A 20,335-nucleotide genomic window follows, 5' to 3' on the forward strand; every position below is an offset into this window, starting at 1 on the left:
AATATCAGACAATCACGTTGATTTATTGAAGAAAAACGCAACGTCTTCCTGTCAGCCCCTTTTTCACCCCAAGTTGTATATATAAAATAAAATCAATAAGTTAGTAACATAAAATAAAAAAGGGTATATTGCGCTCTGTTTTAATCTTCCACCATCCGCGCATACTCTTCTGTCAAAAAATCCACCAGTGCGCGTACGGACGGCAATAATCCACGGCGGGACGGGAATACCGCATGAATCACCTCTCTTCTGGGTTCCCATCCTTCCAGCAAGGCAACCAGCTCCCCCGCAGCCAGTTGGTCTTTCACCATTAAAACAGGTAACTGAACGAGACCGACGCCCGCAACGGCCGCTTCACGCAGCGCCAGCATGTCTGTAGTGATCAAACGCGGTGTAAAGTGAACTTCAGCACGCGCGCCCTGTGGACCAAAGAGTTCCCAGCGGTGGATATGTTTACCTGAAGCCAGGCTCAGTCCGGGCCAGTGATGCAGTTCTGCTGGCGAAGAAGGATTCCCCATACGCTGTACCAATGTCGGGCTGGCAAACAAACGGTGCCCCCTGTCCGCCAGCACGCGCATCACCAGATCGCTGTCTTCAAAAGGACGCGGCCGGACGCGAATTGCAACGTCAATGCCCTCGCCAACCACGTCAACACGGCGGTTGGTTGCTTCAAGTTGTAACGACACATCGGGATAACGCGCCATAAACTTCGCCAGCATTGGGCCGATATGAACATGTAGCAACGTCACTGGACATGTCAGTTTTACAATGCCGCGCGGCTCGACCTGTAAGGCGGCTATCGCATCCTGCGCCGCCTGTGCTTCCACCAGCATTGCCTTACAATGTTCATAAAAGGTCTGCCCGACTTCAGTGACATTAAATTGCCGCGTGGTTCGTTGAATAAGGCGAACGCCCAGCCGTTCCTCCAGTTGCGCAATACGTCGGCTAAGCTTTGACTTTGGTTCATCCAGCGCTCGCCCTGCCGCCGCAAATCCCCCCTCCTCGACGACATGAACAAACCACGCAAAATCATTGAGATCCGGTTTTGTCATTACATTGTCCTGTTTATAGAACGGTAAGGTCTATTTTAGCGACTACTCAGATCATTGTCATAGATATAAGCTTATTTACATCAAGACAACGCCACCGAGGAGACCACCATGAAACAGATTACAGGCGTCTATACCGCACCTCGCCCGCACTGGGTTGGCGATGGATTTCCGGTTCGTTCGCTATTCTCTTATCAGTCCCATGCAGAGCAGTTAAGCCCGTTCCTGCTGCTGGACTATGCCGGGCCGCATACCTTTTCCCCTGGCGCCGAAAACGAAAAACGTGGAGTGGGAGAACACCCGCATCGCGGTTTTGAAACCGTCACGATTGTTTACAGCGGCGAAGTTGAGCACCGCGATTCAACAGGCCGCGGCGGCGTCATCGGCCCTGGCGATGTGCAGTGGATGACCGCAGGCGCAGGCATTTTGCATGAAGAGTTTCATTCTTCAGCCTTTACCCAACAGGGAGGCGAGCTGGAAATGGTGCAACTGTGGGTGAACCTGCCCGCGAAAGACAAAATGGCGGTGCCGGGTTATCAAAGCATCAGCAGCGATCTCATCCCTGCCGTAACGCTGCCTGACGAAGCCGGAACCGCGCGCATTATTGCGGGCCGCTATCAGGATGTGAAAGGCCCGGCGCATACCTTCTCGCCGTTGAATGTCTGGGATATGCGCCTGCAACGCGATCGTCATCTTACGCTGCCCGTCGCTGAAGGGTGGAGCACCGCGCTGGTCGTCCTGAAAGGAAGTATTACGGTGAATGGCACAACACCGGTAAATGAAGCGCAACTGGTGGTGTTAAGCCAGGAAGGTGAAAACCTGTATCTCGAAGCCAGTAGCGATGCCAGCGTTCTGCTGTTATCGGGCGAGCCGCTGAATGAGCCCATTGTCGGTTACGGCCCATTTGTCATGAACACAAAACAAGAAATCGCAGAAGCCGTACGCGATTTCAACTCCGGCCGTTTTGGCCAAATCTAAAAACATTGAGGAGTACACAATATGTCCAGTCCTGCTAATTTTAATGGTTTGCGCCCGGTAATTGACGTTAACGATTCCGTTATGCTGTTAATCGACCACCAGAGCGGGCTTTTCCAGACCGTTGGCGATATGCCGATGCCTGAATTGCGCGCCCGTGCGGCCGCGCTGGCCAAAATGGCAACCTTGTCGAAGATGCCGGTCATTACGACGGCATCTGTACCGCAGGGACCGAACGGCCCGCTGATCCCGGAGATCCACGCCAATGCACCGCACGCGCAGTATATTGCCCGTAAAGGCGAGATCAACGCCTGGGATAACGCTGATTTCGTCCAGGCGGTAAAAGCGACCGGCCGTAAAACGCTGATCATCGCCGGCACGATTACCAGCGTTTGCATGGCATTCCCGGCGATTAGCGCAGTCGCGGAAGGTTATAAAGTGTTTGCTGTTATTGATGCTTCCGGCACCTACAGCAAAATGGCCCAGGAAATCACGCTGGCACGCGTTGTTCAGGCTGGCGTCGTACCGATGGATACCGCCGCAGTGGCTTCCGAGTTGCAGGGCACCTGGAACCGTGAAGACGCAGCAGAGTGGGCTGAGGTCTACACCAAAGTGTTCCCGGCGTATCAGTTGTTGATCGAGAGTTACAGCAAAGCGCAGGAAGTGGTGAAAAACGGTGAGATACTGGATTCACAGCGCTAATCGTATTCCCTGCTCCCCCAGGGCAGGGAATATGTTCATTGCGTAACCAAACGATAATTAAAGCGTAAATTCTGCTTGACCGTTTTAGCGCAACTCCCTATAGTAGCGCCCCGTTGCCCCCCAAGCGGTCAGGCAGCAATACAATATGGTGAGGTGTCCGAGTGGCTGAAGGAGCACGCCTGGAAAGTGTGTATACGGCAACGTATCGGGGGTTCGAATCCCCCCCTCACCGCCATATTCGGAAAAAGAGCTCGTACGAAAGTACGGGCTTTTTTTTCGCATATTGCACGTACTGTGGGGGGATGAGAACCCACGACCGGGGTTCGACAACTGGCGGCAGCCAGTTGGACAGACCGCGAACGCAGAGAGCGGGCTGCCCGCAGGGCGAGCGAAGCGAGTCAATCCCCCCTCACCGCCATATTCAGAAAAAGAGCTCGTACGAAAGTACGGGCTTTTTTTTCACCTGTTGCACATCGCCGGATGGCGGCGCACACGCCTTATCCGGCCTACGAGTGGCGCTCTGTAGGCCTGATAAGCGAAGCGCCATCAGGCTTCTCAGAACCAGGGAATGGTCGCCGTAGAACTTAATCCATAGCTTGTGAATGTCCCGCTAACAGGTTCAGAACGCAGTTCGCCGTGACGAATAAACACCCGAAATTGTTGCTGATTCGACAAGCTCTTAACGTTCAGGTAAGGCAAATCGCTATGCTGTTCGGTTGACTCCACCAGGCGCAGTTGCGCCTGCTCTTCCGTTAACCATCCCTTCCTGACGGAACGCCGCAATAACCGTTGTGGACTGCTTTTCACCTGCACCCGACTCACCGTGCGCCAGCCTTTTACAGCCGGAACAGGCGTTATCGCCATACACTGGCAATAATCATTCAGTCCCTTACGCCATGAACCGGCCTCAAGTTCCTGTAACGCTTTTCTAAGCTATCTGTACGGCAGTGAACTGAAGCTGTTCGTCGCTATCATGGTGTTAATAAAGAAAAATATAAACACATAAAAATCATAGCGTTAAAAAACACTCAAAAAAAGGGTTTCCAGGTATCCGGGGCATGGCGGCAAAAAAAATCCGTAACCTCAAAAGAGATTACGGATTTTAACGAGTTTATCTGAACGCGACTGGCGTTCAGATTTTACCGGTTACGAGATTAATGCGCAGCTTCCGGTTTGTGCTTTTGCGCACTCTGGAAGCCATACGTCAGCTCATTTTTCTCTTTATCCAGCGCAACGGTCACCTGGCCGCCGCCAACCAGCGAACCGAACAGCAGCTCGTTTGCCAGCGGTTTTTTCAGGTTGTCCTGGACGACGCGCGTCATTGGACGTGCGCCCATCGCGCGGTCATAGCCTTTCTCTGCCAGCCAGTCACGCGCTTCCTGACTCACTTCCAGGGAGACGCCTTTCTGATCCAGTTGAACCTGCAACTCGACGATAAACTTATCAACAACCTGATGGATCACTTCAGTAGACAGGTGATCGAACCAGATAATGTTGTCGAGACGGTTACGGAACTCCGGCGTAAACACTTTCTTGATTTCACCCATCGCGTCCGTACTGTTGTCCTGATGGATGAGGCCAATCGATTTACGCTCAGTTTCACGCACACCGGCGTTGGTGGTCATCACCAGCACCACGTTGCGGAAATCCGCTTTACGCCCGTTGTTGTCCGTCAGCGTGCCGTTGTCCATCACCTGCAACAGCAGGTTAAAGACATCTGGATGCGCCTTCTCAATTTCATCCAGCAGCAGAACCGCATGCGGATGTTTGATAACCGCATCGGTCAGCAGACCGCCCTGGTCGAAACCGACATATCCCGGAGGCGCGCCGATCAGGCGGCTTACGGTGTGGCGTTCCATATACTCGGACATATCAAACCGCAGCAGCTCAATACCCAGCGCTTTGGAGAGCTGTACCGTTACCTCGGTTTTCCCTACCCCGGTAGGCCCCGCGAACAGGAACGAACCGACAGGTTTATGTTCATGACCGAGACCCGCACGGCTCATTTTGATCGCTTCGGTCAGCGCTTCAATTGCCTTATCCTGCCCGAAGACCAGCATTTTCAGGCGGTCGCCGAGGTTTTTCAGCGTATCGCGATCGCTCTGCGAGACGCTCTTCTCAGGAATACGCGCGATGCGCGCCACCACGGACTCAATATCCGCCACGTTGACGGTTTTCTTGCGCTTGCTGACCGGCATCAGACGAGCACGCGCACCAGCTTCGTCGATGACGTCAATCGCCTTATCCGGCAGATGACGGTCGTTGATGTATTTCACCGCCAGCTCTACCGCCGCACGCACCGCTTTCGCCGTGTAGCGAACATCGTGGTGCGCTTCATACTTCGGTTTCAGGCCGTTGATGATCTGCACAGTCTCATCCACGGACGGCTCAGTGATATCAATTTTCTGGAAGCGACGCGCTAACGCGCGGTCTTTTTCGAAAATGTTGCTGAATTCCTGATACGTCGTGGAACCAATCACGCGGATCTTACCGCTGGAGAGCAGCGGTTTAATCAGGTTTGCGGCATCCACCTGGCCGCCCGACGCCGCACCCGCACCGATAATGGTGTGGATCTCATCAATAAACAGGATGCTGTTGGTGTCCTGTTCCAGCTGTTTGAGCAGCGCTTTAAAACGTTTTTCGAAATCGCCGCGATACTTGGTGCCCGCCAGCAGCGAGCCGATATCCAGCGAGTAGAGGGTGCAATCCGCCATCACTTCCGGCACATCGCCCTGGACAATACGCCAGGCCAGACCTTCGGCAATCGCCGTCTTACCGACGCCGGACTCACCCACCAGCAGCGGGTTATTTTTCCGGCGGCGACACAGCACCTGAATGGCACGCTCCAGCTCTTTTTCACGACCAATCAGCGGATCGATTCCGCCCACGCGAGCAAGCTGGTTAAGGTTAGTCGTGAAGTTCTCCATACGTTCCTCCCCGCCAACTTGTTCTTCGCTATTTGGCTGATTGCCGGGGTCAGAAGACTGACTCGGCTCGTCCTTTCGCGTCCCATGAGAAATAAAGTTCACCACGTCGAGGCGGCTGACTTCATGCTTACGCAGCAGATAGGCCGCCTGGGATTCCTGTTCGCTGAAGATAGCCACCAGCACATTCGCGCCAGTTACCTCACTGCGCCCGGAGGACTGAACGTGAAAGACCGCACGTTGCAGCACGCGCTGAAAACTCAACGTCGGCTGTGTGTCGCGCTCTTCTTCGCTGGCAGGCAGTACGGGTGTGGTTTGTTCAATGAAGGCTTCAAGTTCCTGACGGAGCGCCACCAAATCCACGGAGCACGCTTCCAGCGCTTCGCGGGCCGATGGGTTACTGAGCAACGCCAGTAACAAGTGCTCGACGGTCATAAACTCATGTCGGTGCTCGCGCGCTCTGGCGAAAGCCATGTTTAAACTGAGTTCCAGTTCTTGATTGAGCATAGGCACCTCCCCCAATTTTTACGCCTGCATTCAGGCTTTTTCCAGCGTACACAGCAACGGATGCTCGTTCTCCCTCGCATACTTGTTCACCATCGCCACTTTGGTCTCCGCGACCTCGGCGGTAAATACGCCGCAGATAGCTTTACCTTGATAGTGAACCGCAAGCATCAGTTGCGTTGCACGTTCTACATCATAAGAAAAGAATTTTTGTAACACGTCAATAACAAACTCCATTGGAGTGTAATCATCATTGACTAATATCACTTTATACATAGATGGCGGTTTTAGCGCGTCGCGCACCTTATCTTCCGCCAGCTGGTCAAAATCCAGCCAATCGTTCGTCTTACCCATTGTCAGTCGTCATCTTCGGTTACGGTTACCGGCAGAACGTACTGCCGCTGACAAGAGCCTATGCACGCAATCAATCTACCCCAATTAATAGATAACTATCATCTATCTCTGTCATCCGCGACATCTGTCACATTACCGGCAATAGCGTTAACTGCTTCAAATTTTTGATTCATTTTTACCCCATCCACCCCGCCTGGCGCTTGACGCCCCGCCTGATTTCTCTAAATTGTAGTTTCGAGAGTTGGCGAGGTTTTGAACAGCCCCCACTCCGCCACCGGTTCATTCCATCTTACTTATATAAGATTTACGAAGGATGTCGAAGCATGGAAACGGGTACTGTAAAGTGGTTCAACAATGCCAAAGGGTTTGGTTTCATCTGCCCTGAAGGCGGCGGCGAAGATATTTTCGCCCATTACTCCACCATTCAAATGGATGGTTACAGAACGCTTAAAGCCGGGCAGTCTGTCCGGTTTGATGTCCACCAGGGGCCAAAAGGCAATCATGCCAGTGTCATCGTGCCCATCGAAGCAGAAGCCGTTGCATAGCTCTTCTGTCTCATTGTGTACATCCCGCAGTCAAAATGCCAGTCCGATCGGCTGGCATTTTTATTTCTGCGCCATTGCTTTTTGCCGGATGGCGACGCTGACGCGCCTTACCCGGCGGACAAACATCCGGCAAGATTCACTCCCGCGCCAGCGCATCTACCGGATCGAGTCGTGCCGCATTACGTGCGGGCAACCAGCCAAACAGTATCCCGGTAAACGTCGAGCACAAGAACGCCGTCAGGAGCGCAACGGGCGAGAAGCCGATTTCCCAGCCGGGTAAAAACATCTGTAGCGTAAAGGCGATCAGCATCGACAGCCCGATCCCCAACGCGCCGCCGACCAGACACACCAGCACCGCTTCAATTAAGAACTGTTGCAGCACATCGCTGGCGCGCGCGCCTACCGCCATACGGATGCCAATCTCCCGGGTTCGTTCAGTGACGGAAACCAGCATAATGTTCATTACGCCGATCCCCCCAACCACCAGTGAGATCACCGCAACCAGCGTCAGGAACAGTTGAAGAGTACGTGTGGTCTTTTCGGCGGTTTTCAAGACGCCGTCCATATTCCAGGTAAAGAAATCCTTCTTCCCGTGGCGCAGCGTCAGCAGGCGGGTAAGCTGCTGCTCAGCCTGCGCGCTGTCAAATCCCTCTTTCACCCGAACGGTGATGGAGTTCAGCCATGACTGCCCCATCACCCGCCCGGACATCGTGCTGTACGGCAGCCAGACGCGGAGGATCTTACTGCTGCCGAACATAGACTGTTTCTCTTCGGCCACGCCGATCACCGTTGCAGGCATATTACCGACCAGGATCACTTCGCCCACCACTTTCGCTTTATTGGGGAAAAGTTGACGCCGCGTGTTGCTGTCGAGCACCACCACCTGTGCCCGGCCATTCAACTGCTCTCTGTTGAACGTGTTCCCCTCGCTAAAGGTCATGCCGTAGACGTTAAAATAGTCGCCGCTGACGCCATTGGCGCTGGCGGCCACGTCGATGTTGCCGTAGCGAAGCCGCAGATTTTGCGATACGGCAGGCGTCGCGGACGTTACCCACGGCTGCTTCTGAATCGCGTTCAGATCGTCATATTTCAGCGCCTGCTGATATTGCGGATCGTCGTCGCCGAAGTCTTTACCGGGGTAAATATCGATAGTATTGGTGCCAATGGCGCGAATATCCGCCAGTACCATCTGTTTTGCCGCATCGCCGACCACCACGATCGACACCACCGACGCAATCCCGATAATAATCCCCAGCATGGTGAGTAAGGTGCGCATTTTATTGGCGGCCATCGCCAGCCACGCCATCGTGAGCGCCTCACGAAATCCGCTGACAAACTGGCTCCAGCCAGAGGCCGTTTTGACGACGGGCTCCGCAATGCCTTGCCCCGCTTGCGTTTTCTGCGACGGCGGATTACGCACGATCTCGCCATCGTGGATTTCAATCACCCGTTCGGCCTGATCGGCAACCTGCGGGTCGTGGGTCACGATAATGACCGTATGCCCCCGATCGCGCAGTTGATGCAGAATCGCCATCACTTCATCGCCGGAATGGCTGTCGAGCGCCCCGGTCGGTTCATCGGCGAGGATCACCTGCCCGCCGTTCATCAGCGCGCGCGCAATACTCACCCGCTGCTGTTGCCCGCCGGAGAGCTGCGAAGGCTGATAATCCACCCGATCGCCCAGCCCCAGCCGTTGCAGCAACTCTTCGGCCCGCTCCAGCCGTCGTTTGCGCTCCGTACCGGCATAAACGGCGGGCACCTCAACGTTTTGCGCCGCCGTCAGATGTGAGAGCAAATGATAACGCTGGAAGATAAAACCAAAATGTTCGCGGCGAAGTTGCGCCAGCGCGTCGCTGTCGAGCGTGGAGACATCCCGCCCCGCAATCCGATAGGTGCCGCTGGTGGGTTTATCCAGACAGCCGAGGATATTCATCAGGGTCGATTTACCGGAACCGGACGCGCCGACAATCGCCACCATCTCTCCGGCATGAATTTGCAGGGAGATGCCCTTCAGCACCTCGACCTGTTCTTCACCTGACGGATAACTGCGGCGAATATTGCTCAGCTCAAGCAATGCCGTCATTGCGCGGCTCCAGGTTTGCTCTCGCTGATCACCACCTCATCGCCCTCTTCCAGTCCCTTGACGATCTCCACGTCGGTATCGTTACGCGCGCCAATCGACACCTCGCGTTCACGGGTTTCGCCGTTACGCAACAGCGTGACTTTGTAGCGGTTGTTGCCGACCGGGTCGCCAAGCGCCGCCAGCGGAATCGTCAACACGTTTTTAATGTCTGTGAGCTGAATATGCACCTGTGCGGTCATGTCCAGGCGCAAAATCCCTTTCGGGTTAGGAACTTCAAAACGCGCGTAATAGAAAATAGCGTCGTTCACTTTTTCAGGCGTGGGCAGGACATCTTTCAGCGCGCCTTCATAGCGGGTCTGAGGGTCGCCCAGCACGGTAAACCAGGCTTTTTGTCCGGGACGCAGGTGAATAACGTCCGCTTCGGAAACCTGCGCCTTCACCAGCATGGTGCTCATATCCGCCAGCGTCAGGATATTTGGCGCCTGTTGAGCGGCAATCACCGTCTGTCCCTGCAAGGTGGTGATTTGCGTCACCTCGCCTGCCATCGGGGCGACAATGCGGGTGTAATCCAGGTTGGTTTTTGCCGTATCAAGAGAAGCCTGATTACGTTTAATCTGCGCGTCAATCGTGCCGATCTGCGCCTGTTTGACGGCCATTTCCGTCGCGGCCGTATCCAGTTCCTGTCGCGAAATCGCCTGGGTTTTCGCCAGCTGTTGCTGGCGTGACAGGGTGACGCGCGCCAGTTTCCACTCGGCTTCAGCCTGTCGGCGCTGAGCGCGTAATTCCATCAGCGTGGCTTCCACCTCTTTGATCTGGTTTTCCGCTTGTTCAGGATCGATAACGCCAAGCAGCTGATCTTTTTTCACCTTGTCGCCAATTGCGACCGACAGCGTTTTAAGCTGGCCGCTGACCTGCGCCCCAACATCCACTTTGCGCAGCGCATCCAGTTTCCCCGTCGCCAGCACACTCTGCTGGAGGTCGCCCGGACGGACAATCAGCGTTTGATAGTGGGGTAGCGGCGCATTTAACGTTCGCCAGAGCGTAAACATCGCCACGATGATAATGAGGGCGATGAGAAGATAGCGCTTTTTCATTTTTCCCTTGAGCTTCATAACGATCCAACATTCCCCGAGATATCCACCAGAGTGGGAAGATAAACCTTAACGGTAAATAAACAAACACTGAAAAACGCGCCGAATATCGCCGTCGCTATCCATTGCTGGACTGCATTCCGCCACAGATGTCGCGGCTGTTTCGCCGTTAATCCGCTCTCCCGCGCGCCAGCCAGAGTACGCGGGAGAACATTTTTTTGAACAGCGTCGGCACCGCGTCAACGCCGCGTCGCCCGGCCTCCATCGCCACTTCAATGGCTAAATCAGGCTTTGACGAGCGGTGGATCGCCTTCGAGATAATTTTCCGCATATTCATTGGAACGTTTTCCGGTATTTGCGCCACCCGATGAAAGACATCAGCAAATCCTGACCGATACATAAAATGTTCCATATCCAGAGCAGGCAATGCCGTCAGGTGCTCACGCTCTTCTTCCCGGTCGTTATTCAGCAAACCGCGCACCGTTGCGGCATATTTTTTCCCGGCTTCGTCGCCATCCACCAGCACATGCCACTCAATCCCCATCCGGCGGGCGAATTTTACCAGCGGTCTCAGGCCTGACTGGGCGAATTCGATCACTTTAATCCCTTCGGCATCGAAGTGGTGCCCACACTGGCGCGCCAGTTCGTTGATAACCCAGGTTTCCGTTTCGCCCTCCACCAGCAGCCAGCAGCGGGAAAACAGCGACGAGGCCCGGTTAAAACGAATATGAAAGGCGATGCGGCGACCATCTTCCGCGCTCAGCCCGCCAGGCCCCAGTCGCCAGGCCGCGACCCGTGAAGATTCACGCACCAGACGGACAACGTGCTCCACAGGCGTCAGCGACAGCAGCTCGCCGGAATTGGTCGTTGCCACACGTTGCAGCGGTAAAAGATTCAACAACTGCCATGCCACCGACAGCATAATCGGATGCAGACGCGTTTCCGGGTCTTCAACCAATAATAATGGTCGGGCATCTTTATCCAGCCGCAGCGTCCCTTTCGCCTGTAACAGCGTGGAGAACAGCCCCAGCAGGATCACGCGATGCGTTCGGCCGCCGGGTTTGTCGATCATCCGGTTAATAATGTCCAGATAGCGCCAGCTACGCTGCTCGTTGTTCGAACGGCGACGCATCAACCGATGACGGGATTGCCCCGCGCCTTGCTCGGAAAAGTAGTGCTCCAGCAGCTGTACCATCGCCGAAAGCCCCTGGCGGATCTGCCCGTCCGTTAAATTCTGCGGACGGGTCGCCAGCTCTCGCGCCAGAAAGTCCAGCTGGCAGGCGGTAACTTCAACATCGGGAACATCGGGCACCGTACCGTTACGGATGCGTCGCATAAAGCGCGCATCGCGCAGGCGCAGTACCGGCATCAAACGAATGAGATGGTGTGCCTGGCGATTAATATCATCGATCGGTAGCGGGTGGCCGTCGCCATCAAGGAAGCTGCGCAGCGTCATCACGCTGCCATCTGCCGCGCTCTCCCCCTCCAGACGGTAGAAAATACGGTGAAAGCCATCCTGACAGGGAGACCAGCATGCCTCCAGCGGGCGGTATCGACGCACCCGATGGCGGCCTGGCTGAGATTCACGGAAAGTGAGGATAATATGCAGATGATGTTCACGTCCCTGAATATCTCCGGGGGGAAACCAGAAATCCTCGCGGATGAAATGATACAGTTCCGATTCTGGCGACAGCAGCAGAGTTAAGGCATCCAGCAGGCTGGATTTCCCCCACGCGTTCTCCCCAATCAGCACGTTGTTTTGCTCCAGCATCAACGATAATCGATTGATCCCGCGAAAACCCACAATCTCAACGCGTTCGAGAATCATGTATCCTCCAGAAATGAACAACTTATCCTTTCCGCAGTATAACGACAAAATCCGTTGCATGGCGTGATAATTGCAGCATTAAGTCCGTGCACTACACTCTTTATTAAGACAAATCAGAACAAGGATTCACACCACATTGCCCTAAATCAAACTAACTGAATTTTTTTAACTGGTGATTGGGTGACGTTCGTTCTTAAAATACAGTTTCCTGCATTATGTCGTCACCCTTTTATGACGATAAAAAAACAGCCGCATATTCAATGTGGTTAATTTTATTATTTGAGGTGGTTATGTTTAGAAAATTAGCAGCCGAATGTTTCGGTACATTCTGGCTCGTTTTCGGTGGCTGCGGAAGCGCCGTTCTGGCTGCGGCATTCCCTGAACTGGGAATTGGTTTTGCGGGTGTCGCGCTGGCTTTTGGTCTGACCGTACTGACAATGGCATTCGCCGTAGGTCATATTTCCGGCGGACATTTTAACCCGGCAGTGACATTAGGTTTATGGGCTGGCGGTCGTTTTCCGGCAAAAGAGGTCATTGGCTATATTATCGCTCAGGTTGTCGGCGGTATTATTGCCGCGGCGGTGCTGTATCTGATTGCCAGCGGTAAAGCAGGCTTTGATGCCGCTGCCAGCGGTTTTGCCTCTAACGGTTACGGCGAACATTCCCCTGGCGGTTATTCCATGCTTTCCGCCATCGTCATTGAAATCGTGCTGACCGCCGGTTTCCTGCTGGTCATTCATGGCGCGACGGACAAACACGCCCCGGCGGGTTTTGCCCCGATCGCTATTGGTCTGGCGTTAACCCTGATTCACCTGATCAGTATTCCGGTCACCAACACCTCTGTGAACCCGGCGCGCAGCACCGCGGTTGCGATCTTCCAGGGCGGTTGGGCATTACAACAACTGTGGTTGTTCTGGGTGATGCCGATTATCGGCGGTATTCTGGGTGGCGTGCTGTACCGCACGCTGCTTGAAAAACGCGATTAATTGAGTGAAGTCCGTGGTGTCGGGTGGCGACTACGCCTTACCCGACCTGCGATACAGTACAATAAGCAGGCCGGGCAAGCGTTAGCGCCACCCGGCTTTTTTTGCTCCTTTACCTGACCGCCTTTATTGGGTAGTGTCATTGCGCTGTCTCGCATATAAAGGACCCGGTTGTTCATGTTTTCAGGACTTTTAATCATTTTGGTTCCACTGATTGTGGGCTACCTCATTCCGCTTCAGCATCAGGCCGCATTAAAACTGATCAACCGGCTGTTAAGCTGGATTGTCTACGTCATTCTCTTTTTTATGGGGATCAGCCTGGCGTTCCTGGATAATCTCGCCAGTAATTTGCTCGCTATTTTTCATTATTCCGCTGTCAGTATTACCGTTATTTTGCTGTGCAACATCGCGGCATTATTCTGGCTGGAACGTTCGCTACCGTGGCGACACAACCACCAGCAGGAGAAATTACCTTCACGTATCGCGATGGCACTTGAGTCACTTAAATTATGCGGCGTCGTGGTGCTGGGTTTTCTGCTTGGCCTCAGCGGGCTGGCATTTCTCAAACACGCTACGGAAGCCAGCGAATATACGCTGATCTTCTTATTATTCCTGATCGGCATCCAGTTGCGAAACAATGGCATGACCTTAAAACAGATTGTGCTGAATCGCCGGGGGATGATTGTCGCCGTGGTGGTGGTCGCCAGCTCTATGCTCGGCGGGGTTATCAATGCGCTCATTCTCGGCCTGCCGATCAAAACCGCGCTGGCAATGGCATCGGGTTTCGGCTGGTATTCCCTGTCCGGCATTTTATTGACCGAATCGTTCGGCCCGGTAATTGGCAGCGCCGCTTTCTTTAACGATCTGGCGCGCGAGCTGATAGCGATTATGCTGATCCCCGGTCTGGTTCGTCGCAGTCGCTCCACCGCGTTAGGGTTATGCGGCGCTACGTCGATGGACTTCACGTTGCCGGTGCTTCAGCGTACAGGCGGTCTGGAGATGGTGCCTGCCGCCATCGTTCACGGTTTTATCCTCAGCCTGCTGGTGCCGATCCTGATGGCCTTTTTCTCAGCCTGATACCTCCCTGGCGGTAGAACCCTGCCGCCAAAATTGCGCTAAATCAATCTCCCTGTAAATTATGTAAGAAATCACTTTTATCCCTTTGCGCGCAGGCATAACCTTAAACATGTATATTAAATATAACTTTAAAAAAGGTGTGACCATGTTTTGTGTGCAATGTGAACAAACCATCCGTACTCCGGCGGGGAACGGCTGCTCCTACGCGCAGGGTATGTGCGGTAAAACAGCGGAAACGTCCGATCTCCAGGATCTGCTGATTGCGTCCCTGCAAGGTCTGTCTGCATGGGCTGTTAAAGCCCGTGAATATGGCATCATCGATCATGACGTTGACAACTTTGCCCCGCGTGCATTTTTCTCTACTCTGACCAACGTTAACTTCGATTCTCCGCGTATCGTCGGCTATGCCCGTGAAGCGATCGCCCTGCGCGAATCGCTGAAAGCGCAGTGCCAGAACATCGATGCAAGCGCCACGGTAAACAACCCGATGGCCGACCTGCAACTGGTCAGCGACGATCTGGGCGATTTGCAACGTCAGGCCGCCGAGTTCACCCCGAACAAAGACAAAGCCGCTATTGGCGAGAACATCCTCGGCCTGCGTCTGCTTTGCCTGTATGGCCTGAAAGGTGCGGCAGCGTATATGGAGCACGCCCACGTTCTGGGTCAGTATGACAACGACATCTACGCGCAGTACCACAAAATCATGGCGTGGCTGGGCACCTGGCCTTCCGATATGAACGCTCTGCTGGAATGTTCTATGGAAATCGGCCAGATGAACTTCAAAGTGATGAGCATCCTGGATGCCGGTGAAACCACCAAATACGGCCACCCGACCCCGACTCAGGTTAACGTGAAAGCGGTTGAAGGTAAGTGCATCCTGATCTCCGGTCACGACCTGAAAGATCTGTACAACCTGCTGGAGCAGACCGAAGGGACTGGCGTGAACGTCTATACCCACGGTGAAATGCTGCCCGCGCACGGTTACCCGGAACTGCGTAAATTCAAACACCTGGTCGGTAACTACGGCAGCGGCTGGCAGAACCAGCAGGTTGAATTCGCCCGCTTCCCTGGCCCTATCGTGATGACCTCTAACTGCATCATCGACCCGACCGTTGGCGCGTATGACGACCGTATCTGGACGCGCAGCATCGTCGGTTGGCCGGGCGTAAACCACCTGGAAGGTGAAGATTTCTCTCCGGTTATCGCCCAGGCGCAGCAGATGGCAGGCTTCCCGTACAGCGAAATCCCGCATCTGATCACCGTTGGTTTCGGTCGCCAGACGCTGCTGGGCGCAGCAGACAGCCTGATCGATCTGGTCAGCCGCGAAAAACTGCGTCACATCTTCCTGGTGGGCGGCTGTGACGGCGCGCGTGGCGAACGTAACTACTTCACCGATTTCGCGACCAGCGTACCGGATGACTGCCTGATTCTGACGCTGGCCTGTGGTAAATACCGCTTCAACAAACTGGAATTCGGCGACATCGAAGGTCTGCCGCGTCTGGTTGACGCCGGTCAGTGTAACGACGCTTACTCCGCCATCATTCTGGCCGTCACGCTGGCAGAAAAACTGGGCTGTGGCGTAAACGACCTGCCGCTGTCTCTGGTGCTCTCCTGGTTCGAACAGAAAGCGATCGTCATCCTGCTGACGCTGTTGTCTCTGGGCGTGAAAAACATCGTGACCGGGCCGACTGCGCCAGGTTTCTTCACCCCGGATCTGCTGGCTGTCCTCAACGAGAAATTTGGCCTGCGTCAGGTCACCACCGTTGAAGAAGATATGCAGCAACTGTTGAGCGCGTAAGGAGTTTTAGAATGACGATGCCAACCACTCAGTGTCCGTGGCGGATGCAGGTACATCACATCCATCAGGAAACCCCGGATGTGTGGACTCTCTCATTACTGTGTCACGATCACTATCCGTACCGTGCCGGTCAGTATGCGCTGGTCAGCATTCGCAACTCTGCGGATACGCTGCGGGCCTACACCATTTCGTCCACGCCGGGCGTGAGCGAGTACATTACGCTGACGATCCGTCGCATTGATGAAGGCGCAGGTTCACAGTGGTTAACCCGCGAGGTGAAACGCGGCGACTATATCTGGCTGTCCGATGCGATGGGCGACTTTATCTGTGAAGACAAAGCCGAAGACAAGTTCCTGATGCTGGCGGCCGGTTGCGGCGTCACGCCAATTATGTCGATGCGTCGCTGGCTGGCAAAATACCGCCCGCAGGCAGATGTGCAGGTGATCTTCAACGTGCGTTCGCCGCAGGATGTGATTTTCGCTGAGGAATGGCGTCAGTACCCGGTCACGCTGGTGGCGGAGAACAATGCGACCCACGGTTTCGTGGCGGGTCGCCTGACCACTGAATTACTGAAAAACGTGCCGGACCTGGCATCGCGCACCGTCATGACCTGCGGCCCGGCGCCGTATATGGACATGGTTGAGCAGGAAGTGAAAGCGCTCAGCGTAACGCGCTTCTTTAAAGAGAAGTTCTTTACGCCGGTTGCCGAAGCGGCAACGGAGGGTCTGAAGTTCACCAAACTGCAACCGGCGCAGGAGTTTTACGCGCCTGTCGGCACCACGCTGCTGGACGCGCTGGAAAGCAATAAAGTTCCGGTGACTGTGGCATGTCGTGCTGGCGTGTGCGGCTGCTGCAAAACCAAAGTGGTTTCCGGTGAATATACGGTCAGCAGCACCATGACGCTGACCGATGCGGAAATCGCCGACGGTTATGTGCTGGCCTGCTCCTGCCATCCGCAGGGCGATTTAGTTCTGGCATAAGCTCTCATTGCCGGATGACGCTTCGCTTACCCGGCCTGCCATTTTTCGCCAGGCCGGGTAAGGCATTTACGCCGCCATCCGGCAATTCTTCACCGCCAGGCCGAATTTCCCGCAACAGAGAACCGCCCCGCTCCCAGAAACGCCACCGCCAACGCGCCAATAAAGAAATAAACTAAACTTTCTATCGCCCATGCGCCGACGGCATCCAGTTGCCAGGTTTTCCCGGTGCCGACCATTAACCACGCCACCACCATCGTCAATGCCAGCACCAGCGCGGCAGGACGCGTAAGAATACCCAGCACAATCAGGCAAGGCGCAATCACCTCGCCCACCAGCACGCCATAGGCGATAAACCCGGGCAATCCTTTTGCAATCAGCATATTGCTAATGCCATCAATACCGTCGAACAGTTTATGCAGGCCGTGAAACAGCATCAGCCCCCCTACTGCGAGGCGTAACAGAAACTTGCCAAAATCTTCATGCGTCAGCATACGGTTCACTGCATTTAATAACGTTGTAACCATCTGAATTGACTCCTGGTTCCGGCTGGTTTGCCATTAAATTACGCGTTCTGTCGGTTGAAATATAGCTGCTGAAAATAAGGGGTGATGACAAAGCGTAACGATTATCTTCATCTAAACTTGTAACCGGTATCACATTACAGGAGATGGAAAACCATGAAACAAACCGTTGCCGCTTACATTGCAAAAACACTTGAACAGGCTGGCGTGAAACGTATCTGGGGCGTGACGGGCGACTCCCTGAACGGCCTGAGCGACAGCCTGAACCGGATGGGGACAATTGACTGGATGTCGACGCGCCATGAAGAGGTCGCCGCCTTTGCCGCTGGCGCGGAAGCACAACTCACCGGTGAACTGGCGGTGTGCGCGGGTTCATGCGGGCCTGGCAACCTGCATTTGATTAACGGTCTGTTCGATTGCCACCGTAATCACGTTCCGGTTCTGGCTATCGCCGCCCACATTCCTTCCAGCGAAATCGGCAGCGGCTACTTTCAGGAGACCCACCCACAAGAGCTGTTTCGCGAATGCAGCCACTATTGCGAGCTGGTTTCCACCCCGGAGCAGATTCCGCAGGTACTGGCGATCGCCATGCGTAAAGCGGTGCTTAACCGTGGCGTCTCCGTCGTGGTGCTGCCGGGCGACGTTGCGCTGAAACCGGCGCCGGAAAGCGCCAGCACCCACTGGTATCATGCCCCGCTGCCGATCGTGACCCCGGCCGAAGAAGAGCTGAAAAAACTGGCACAGCTATTACGTTACTCCAGCAATATCGCCCTGATGTGTGGCAGCGGCTGCGCGGGCGCGCATAAAGAGCTGGTGGAATTCGCCGCCAAAATTAAAGCGCCAATTGTTCATGCGCTGCGCGGCAAAGAGCATGTAGAGTACGACAACCCTTACGATGTGGGCATGACGGGATTGATCGGCTTCTCATCCGGTTTCCATACGATGATGAATGCTGACACCCTGATCCTGCTCGGCACCCAGTTTCCCTATCGCGCCTTTTACCCGACCGACGCCAAAATCATTCAAATCGATATCAACCCGGCAAGCATTGGCGCGCACAGTAAAGTCGATATGGCGCTGGTCGGCGATATTCGCTCCACGCTCGCCGCGTTATTGCCGATGCTGGAAGAAAAAACCGATCGTAAATTCCTTGATAAAGCGCTGGAGCACTATCGCGACGCGCGCAAAGGGCTGGACGATTTAGCCAAACCGAGCGAGAAAGCGATTCACCCGCAATATCTGGCGCAGCAGATCAGCCATTTCGCCGCAGATGACGCCATCTTTACCTGCGACGTCGGCACACCGACCGTATGGGCGGCGCGTTATCTGAAAATGAACGGTAAGCGCCGTCTGCTGGGATCGTTTAACCACGGTTCAATGGCCAATGCCATGCCGCAGGCGTTAGGCGCCCAGGCCACCGAACCGAGCCGTCAGGTGATCGCCATGTGCGGCGACGGGGGATTCAGTATGCTAATGGGCGATTTCCTCTCTGTCGTACAGATGAAGCTGCCGGTAAAAATTGTTGTTTTCAACAACAGCGTGCTGGGCTTTGTGGCAATGGAGATGAAAGCGGGCGGCTACCTCACCGACGGCACCGAGCTGCACGACACGAACTTCGCCCGCATTGCTGAAGCCTGCGGCATTACAGGGCTCCGCGTTGAAAAAGCCGCCGACGTCGACGAGGCGCTGCAACGTGCACTGTCTATCGACGGTCCGGTACTGGTCGATGTGGTCGTGGCGAAAGAAGAACTGGCCATTCCGCCGCAAATCAAACTGGAGCAGGCCAAAGGGTTTAGCCTGTATATGCTGCGCGCGATCATCAGCGGGCGCGGTGATGAAGTGATCGAACTGGCGAAAACCAACTGGCTAAGGTAAAACAATGCACATCGCCTTTTAAACTATAGGGATGTGCAATGATCGATTTACGTAGTGATACCGTCACCCGGCCAAGTCGTGCCATGCTCGAAGAAATGATGGCCGCCCCGGTCGGGGACGACGTGTACGGAGATGACCCAACCGTCAACGCCCTCCAGCAATACGCCGCTGAGCTTTCCGGCAAAGACGCGGCGATTTTTTTACCCACCGGCACTCAGGCTAACCTGGTCGCTCTGCTCAGCCACTGTGAACGCGGCGAAGAGTATATCGCCGGTCAGGGCGCGCATAACTATCTGTACGAGGCAGGCGGCGCGGCGGTGCTGGGCAGCATTCAACCGCAGCCCATTGATGCCGCCGCAGACGGTACGTTGCCGCTGGATAAGGTCGCCGCGAAGATCAAGGCGGATGATATCCATTTTGCCCGCACTCGCTTACTCAGTCTGGAAAACACCCACAACGGTAAAGTGCTGCCGTGAGAATATTTAAAACAGGCGTGGGAATTTACCCGCGAGCGCGGTCTGGCGTTGCACGTTGACGGCGCGCGTATTTTTAACGCGGTCGTCGCCTACGGCTGCGAACTGAAAGACATTACCCAATACTGCGACTCATTCACCATTTGCCTGTCAAAAGGTCTGGGGACGCCGGTAGGCTCACTGTTAGTCGGCAACCAGGATTACATTAAGCGCGCCATCCGCTGGCGCAAAATGACCGGCGGCGGTATGCGTCAGGCCGGCATTCTGGCGGCCGCCGGGCTGTACGCGTTGAAAAATAACGTCGCACGTTTACAGGACGATCACGACAACGCGGCCTGGATGGCGGAGCAACTGCGTGAAGCCGGCGCGGATGTTATGCGTCACGACACCAATATGCTGTTTGTCCGCGTTGGTGAAGAGAACGCGGCGGCGCTGGGCGAATACATGAAGGCGCATGACGTGCTGATTAACGCGTCGCCGATCGTGCGTCTGGTGACGCATCTGGACGTATCGCGTGAACAGCTTGCTGAAGTCGCCGCCCACTGGCGCGCCTTTTTAACCCGCTAAGGAGAC

Annotated in this window: 16 protein-coding genes, 1 tRNA gene, 1 other RNA gene and 2 pseudogenes; 11 read left to right on the forward strand and 9 right to left on the reverse strand. The window is 54.9% G+C overall.

Annotation, left to right across the window (positions count from 1 at the left end; all coding sequences use genetic code 11):
• Positions 1 to 140: 140 nt before the first annotated feature.
• Entirely contained in the window at positions 141 to 1,052 is a 912-nt protein-coding gene (locus OGV79_RS07760) for a LysR family transcriptional regulator (RefSeq protein ID WP_058668952.1), read from the reverse strand.
• Positions 1,053 to 1,160: 108 nt separating this feature from the next.
• Between OGV79_RS07760 and OGV79_RS07765 the strand changes: the two genes are divergently transcribed.
• The 4 genes from OGV79_RS07765 to OGV79_RS07780 all read left to right on the forward strand — a co-directional run bounded on the left by OGV79_RS07765 (position 1,161) and on the right by OGV79_RS07780 (position 3,144).
• Entirely contained in the window at positions 1,161 to 2,027 is an 867-nt protein-coding gene (locus tag OGV79_RS07765) for a pirin family protein (RefSeq protein ID WP_200075427.1), read from the forward strand.
• 21 nt (positions 2,028 to 2,048) lie between these two features.
• Positions 2,049 to 2,726: an isochorismatase family protein gene (locus OGV79_RS07770; RefSeq protein ID WP_012133047.1), complete on the forward strand. Its 678-nt coding sequence runs from the start codon at positions 2,049 to 2,051 to the stop codon at positions 2,724 to 2,726.
• Between the two features lie 147 nt (positions 2,727 to 2,873).
• Positions 2,874 to 2,961 (forward strand) — tRNA-Ser (locus OGV79_RS07775).
• Positions 2,962 to 3,008: 47 nt separating this feature from the next.
• Positions 3,009 to 3,144: non-coding RNA, RtT sRNA (locus OGV79_RS07780), on the forward strand.
• 137 nt (positions 3,145 to 3,281) lie between these two features.
• Here OGV79_RS07780 and cas6f read toward each other — a convergent pair.
• The 4 genes and pseudogenes from cas6f to OGV79_RS07800 all read right to left on the reverse strand — a co-directional run.
• Positions 3,282 to 3,650: pseudogene (gene cas6f, locus OGV79_RS07785) on the reverse strand (type I-F CRISPR-associated endoribonuclease Cas6/Csy4); the annotation flags it as partial.
• Positions 3,651 to 3,880: 230 nt separating this feature from the next.
• On the reverse strand, positions 3,881 to 6,157 hold the full coding sequence (gene clpA, locus OGV79_RS07790) for an ATP-dependent Clp protease ATP-binding subunit ClpA (RefSeq protein ID WP_012133049.1): 2,277 nt from the start codon (positions 6,155 to 6,157) through the stop codon (positions 3,881 to 3,883).
• 30 nt (positions 6,158 to 6,187) lie between these two features.
• Positions 6,188 to 6,508, reverse strand: coding sequence for an ATP-dependent Clp protease adapter ClpS (gene clpS, locus OGV79_RS07795; RefSeq protein WP_012133050.1), 321 nt, complete (start codon positions 6,506 to 6,508; stop codon positions 6,188 to 6,190).
• A 98-nt stretch (positions 6,509 to 6,606) separates the two neighbouring features.
• The gene (locus OGV79_RS07800; protein WP_213164981.1) at positions 6,607 to 6,681 is read right to left on the reverse strand and encodes a hypothetical protein; all 75 of its coding nucleotides are present in this window, start codon (positions 6,679 to 6,681) and stop codon (positions 6,607 to 6,609) included.
• Positions 6,682 to 6,831: 150 nt separating this feature from the next.
• On the opposite strand from OGV79_RS07800, the gene cspD reads away from it, so the two are divergent.
• Positions 6,832 to 7,053 (forward strand): cold shock-like protein CspD, encoded by a 222-nt coding sequence (gene cspD, locus OGV79_RS07805; protein ID WP_000447499.1) that lies wholly within the window; start codon positions 6,832 to 6,834, stop codon positions 7,051 to 7,053.
• A gap of 136 nt (positions 7,054 to 7,189) precedes the next feature.
• On the opposite strand, the gene macB is transcribed toward cspD, so the two are convergent.
• From macB to OGV79_RS07820, 3 genes are all read right to left on the reverse strand, one after another.
• Entirely contained in the window at positions 7,190 to 9,136 is a 1,947-nt protein-coding gene (gene macB / locus OGV79_RS07810) for a macrolide ABC transporter ATP-binding protein/permease MacB (protein WP_286468210.1), read from the reverse strand.
• The gene (gene macA / locus OGV79_RS07815) at positions 9,133 to 10,230 is read right to left on the reverse strand and encodes a macrolide transporter subunit MacA (RefSeq protein WP_371417097.1); all 1,098 of its coding nucleotides are present in this window, start codon (positions 10,228 to 10,230) and stop codon (positions 9,133 to 9,135) included. The genes macB and macA overlap by 4 nt, the downstream gene beginning before the upstream one ends.
• Before the next feature lie 166 nt (positions 10,231 to 10,396).
• Complete coding sequence (locus tag OGV79_RS07820; RefSeq protein WP_049009763.1) at positions 10,397 to 12,055, reverse strand: ATP-dependent endonuclease; 1,659 nt, start codon at positions 12,053 to 12,055, stop codon at positions 10,397 to 10,399.
• Between the two features lie 290 nt (positions 12,056 to 12,345).
• On the opposite strand from OGV79_RS07820, the gene aqpZ reads away from it, so the two are divergent.
• The 4 genes from aqpZ to hcr all read left to right on the forward strand — a co-directional run bounded on the left by aqpZ (position 12,346) and on the right by hcr (position 16,893).
• The gene (aqpZ, locus tag OGV79_RS07825; RefSeq protein ID WP_024130486.1) at positions 12,346 to 13,041 is read left to right on the forward strand and encodes an aquaporin Z; all 696 of its coding nucleotides are present in this window, start codon (positions 12,346 to 12,348) and stop codon (positions 13,039 to 13,041) included.
• Positions 13,042 to 13,215: 174 nt separating this feature from the next.
• Positions 13,216 to 14,115 (forward strand): LysO family transporter, encoded by a 900-nt coding sequence (locus OGV79_RS07830; RefSeq protein ID WP_012133055.1) that lies wholly within the window; start codon positions 13,216 to 13,218, stop codon positions 14,113 to 14,115.
• A gap of 145 nt (positions 14,116 to 14,260) precedes the next feature.
• Positions 14,261 to 15,913 (forward strand): hydroxylamine reductase, encoded by a 1,653-nt coding sequence (gene hcp, locus OGV79_RS07835; protein ID WP_071260105.1) that lies wholly within the window; start codon positions 14,261 to 14,263, stop codon positions 15,911 to 15,913.
• Positions 15,914 to 15,924: 11 nt separating this feature from the next.
• Complete coding sequence (gene hcr / locus OGV79_RS07840; RefSeq protein WP_275166481.1) at positions 15,925 to 16,893, forward strand: NADH oxidoreductase; 969 nt, start codon at positions 15,925 to 15,927, stop codon at positions 16,891 to 16,893.
• 89 nt (positions 16,894 to 16,982) lie between these two features.
• On the opposite strand, the gene OGV79_RS07845 is transcribed toward hcr, so the two are convergent.
• A complete protein-coding gene (locus tag OGV79_RS07845) occupies positions 16,983 to 17,417 on the reverse strand; it encodes a DoxX family protein (protein ID WP_024130489.1) in 435 nt (144 codons plus the stop codon).
• 153 nt (positions 17,418 to 17,570) lie between these two features.
• Between OGV79_RS07845 and poxB the strand changes: the two genes are divergently transcribed.
• Positions 17,571 to 19,289 (forward strand): ubiquinone-dependent pyruvate dehydrogenase, encoded by a 1,719-nt coding sequence (gene poxB / locus OGV79_RS07850; protein ID WP_130028212.1) that lies wholly within the window; start codon positions 17,571 to 17,573, stop codon positions 19,287 to 19,289.
• 38 nt (positions 19,290 to 19,327) lie between these two features.
• A pseudogene (gene ltaE / locus OGV79_RS07855) lies at positions 19,328 to 20,329 on the forward strand (low-specificity L-threonine aldolase).
• Positions 20,330 to 20,335: the final 6 nt, after the last annotated feature.

Origin of the sequence: Citrobacter sp. CK185, assembly GCF_030333565.1 — a bacterium.
In the GTDB taxonomy this organism is placed as follows: Bacteria; Pseudomonadota; Gammaproteobacteria; order Enterobacterales; family Enterobacteriaceae; genus Citrobacter_B; species Citrobacter_B koseri.

Bases quoted from the DNA above. Each gene is read 5' to 3' on its own strand.
- hcr (WP_275166481.1), top strand. From the start codon at position 15,925: ATGACGATGCCAACCACTCAGTGTCCGTGGCGGATGCAGGTACATCAC.
- OGV79_RS07765 (WP_200075427.1), top strand. From the start codon at position 1,161: ATGAAACAGATTACAGGCGTCTATACCGCACCTCGCCCGCACTGGGTT.
- aqpZ (WP_024130486.1), top strand. From the start codon at position 12,346: ATGTTTAGAAAATTAGCAGCCGAATGTTTCGGTACATTCTGGCTCGTT.
- OGV79_RS07830 (WP_012133055.1), top strand. From the start codon at position 13,216: ATGTTTTCAGGACTTTTAATCATTTTGGTTCCACTGATTGTGGGCTAC.
- macA (WP_371417097.1), bottom strand. From the start codon at position 10,230: ATGAAAAAGCGCTATCTTCTCATCGCCCTCATTATCATCGTGGCGATG.
- hcp (WP_071260105.1), top strand. From the start codon at position 14,261: ATGTTTTGTGTGCAATGTGAACAAACCATCCGTACTCCGGCGGGGAAC.
- poxB (WP_130028212.1), top strand. From the start codon at position 17,571: ATGAAACAAACCGTTGCCGCTTACATTGCAAAAACACTTGAACAGGCT.
- OGV79_RS07770 (WP_012133047.1), top strand. From the start codon at position 2,049: ATGTCCAGTCCTGCTAATTTTAATGGTTTGCGCCCGGTAATTGACGTT.
- cspD (WP_000447499.1), top strand. From the start codon at position 6,832: ATGGAAACGGGTACTGTAAAGTGGTTCAACAATGCCAAAGGGTTTGGT.
- clpA (WP_012133049.1), bottom strand. From the start codon at position 6,157: ATGCTCAATCAAGAACTGGAACTCAGTTTAAACATGGCTTTCGCCAGA.
- clpS (WP_012133050.1), bottom strand. From the start codon at position 6,508: ATGGGTAAGACGAACGATTGGCTGGATTTTGACCAGCTGGCGGAAGAT.
- OGV79_RS07845 (WP_024130489.1), bottom strand. From the start codon at position 17,417: ATGGTTACAACGTTATTAAATGCAGTGAACCGTATGCTGACGCATGAA.
- OGV79_RS07760 (WP_058668952.1), bottom strand. From the start codon at position 1,052: ATGACAAAACCGGATCTCAATGATTTTGCGTGGTTTGTTCATGTCGTC.
- macB (WP_286468210.1), bottom strand. From the start codon at position 9,136: ATGACGGCATTGCTTGAGCTGAGCAATATTCGCCGCAGTTATCCGTCA.
- OGV79_RS07820 (WP_049009763.1), bottom strand. From the start codon at position 12,055: ATGATTCTCGAACGCGTTGAGATTGTGGGTTTTCGCGGGATCAATCGA.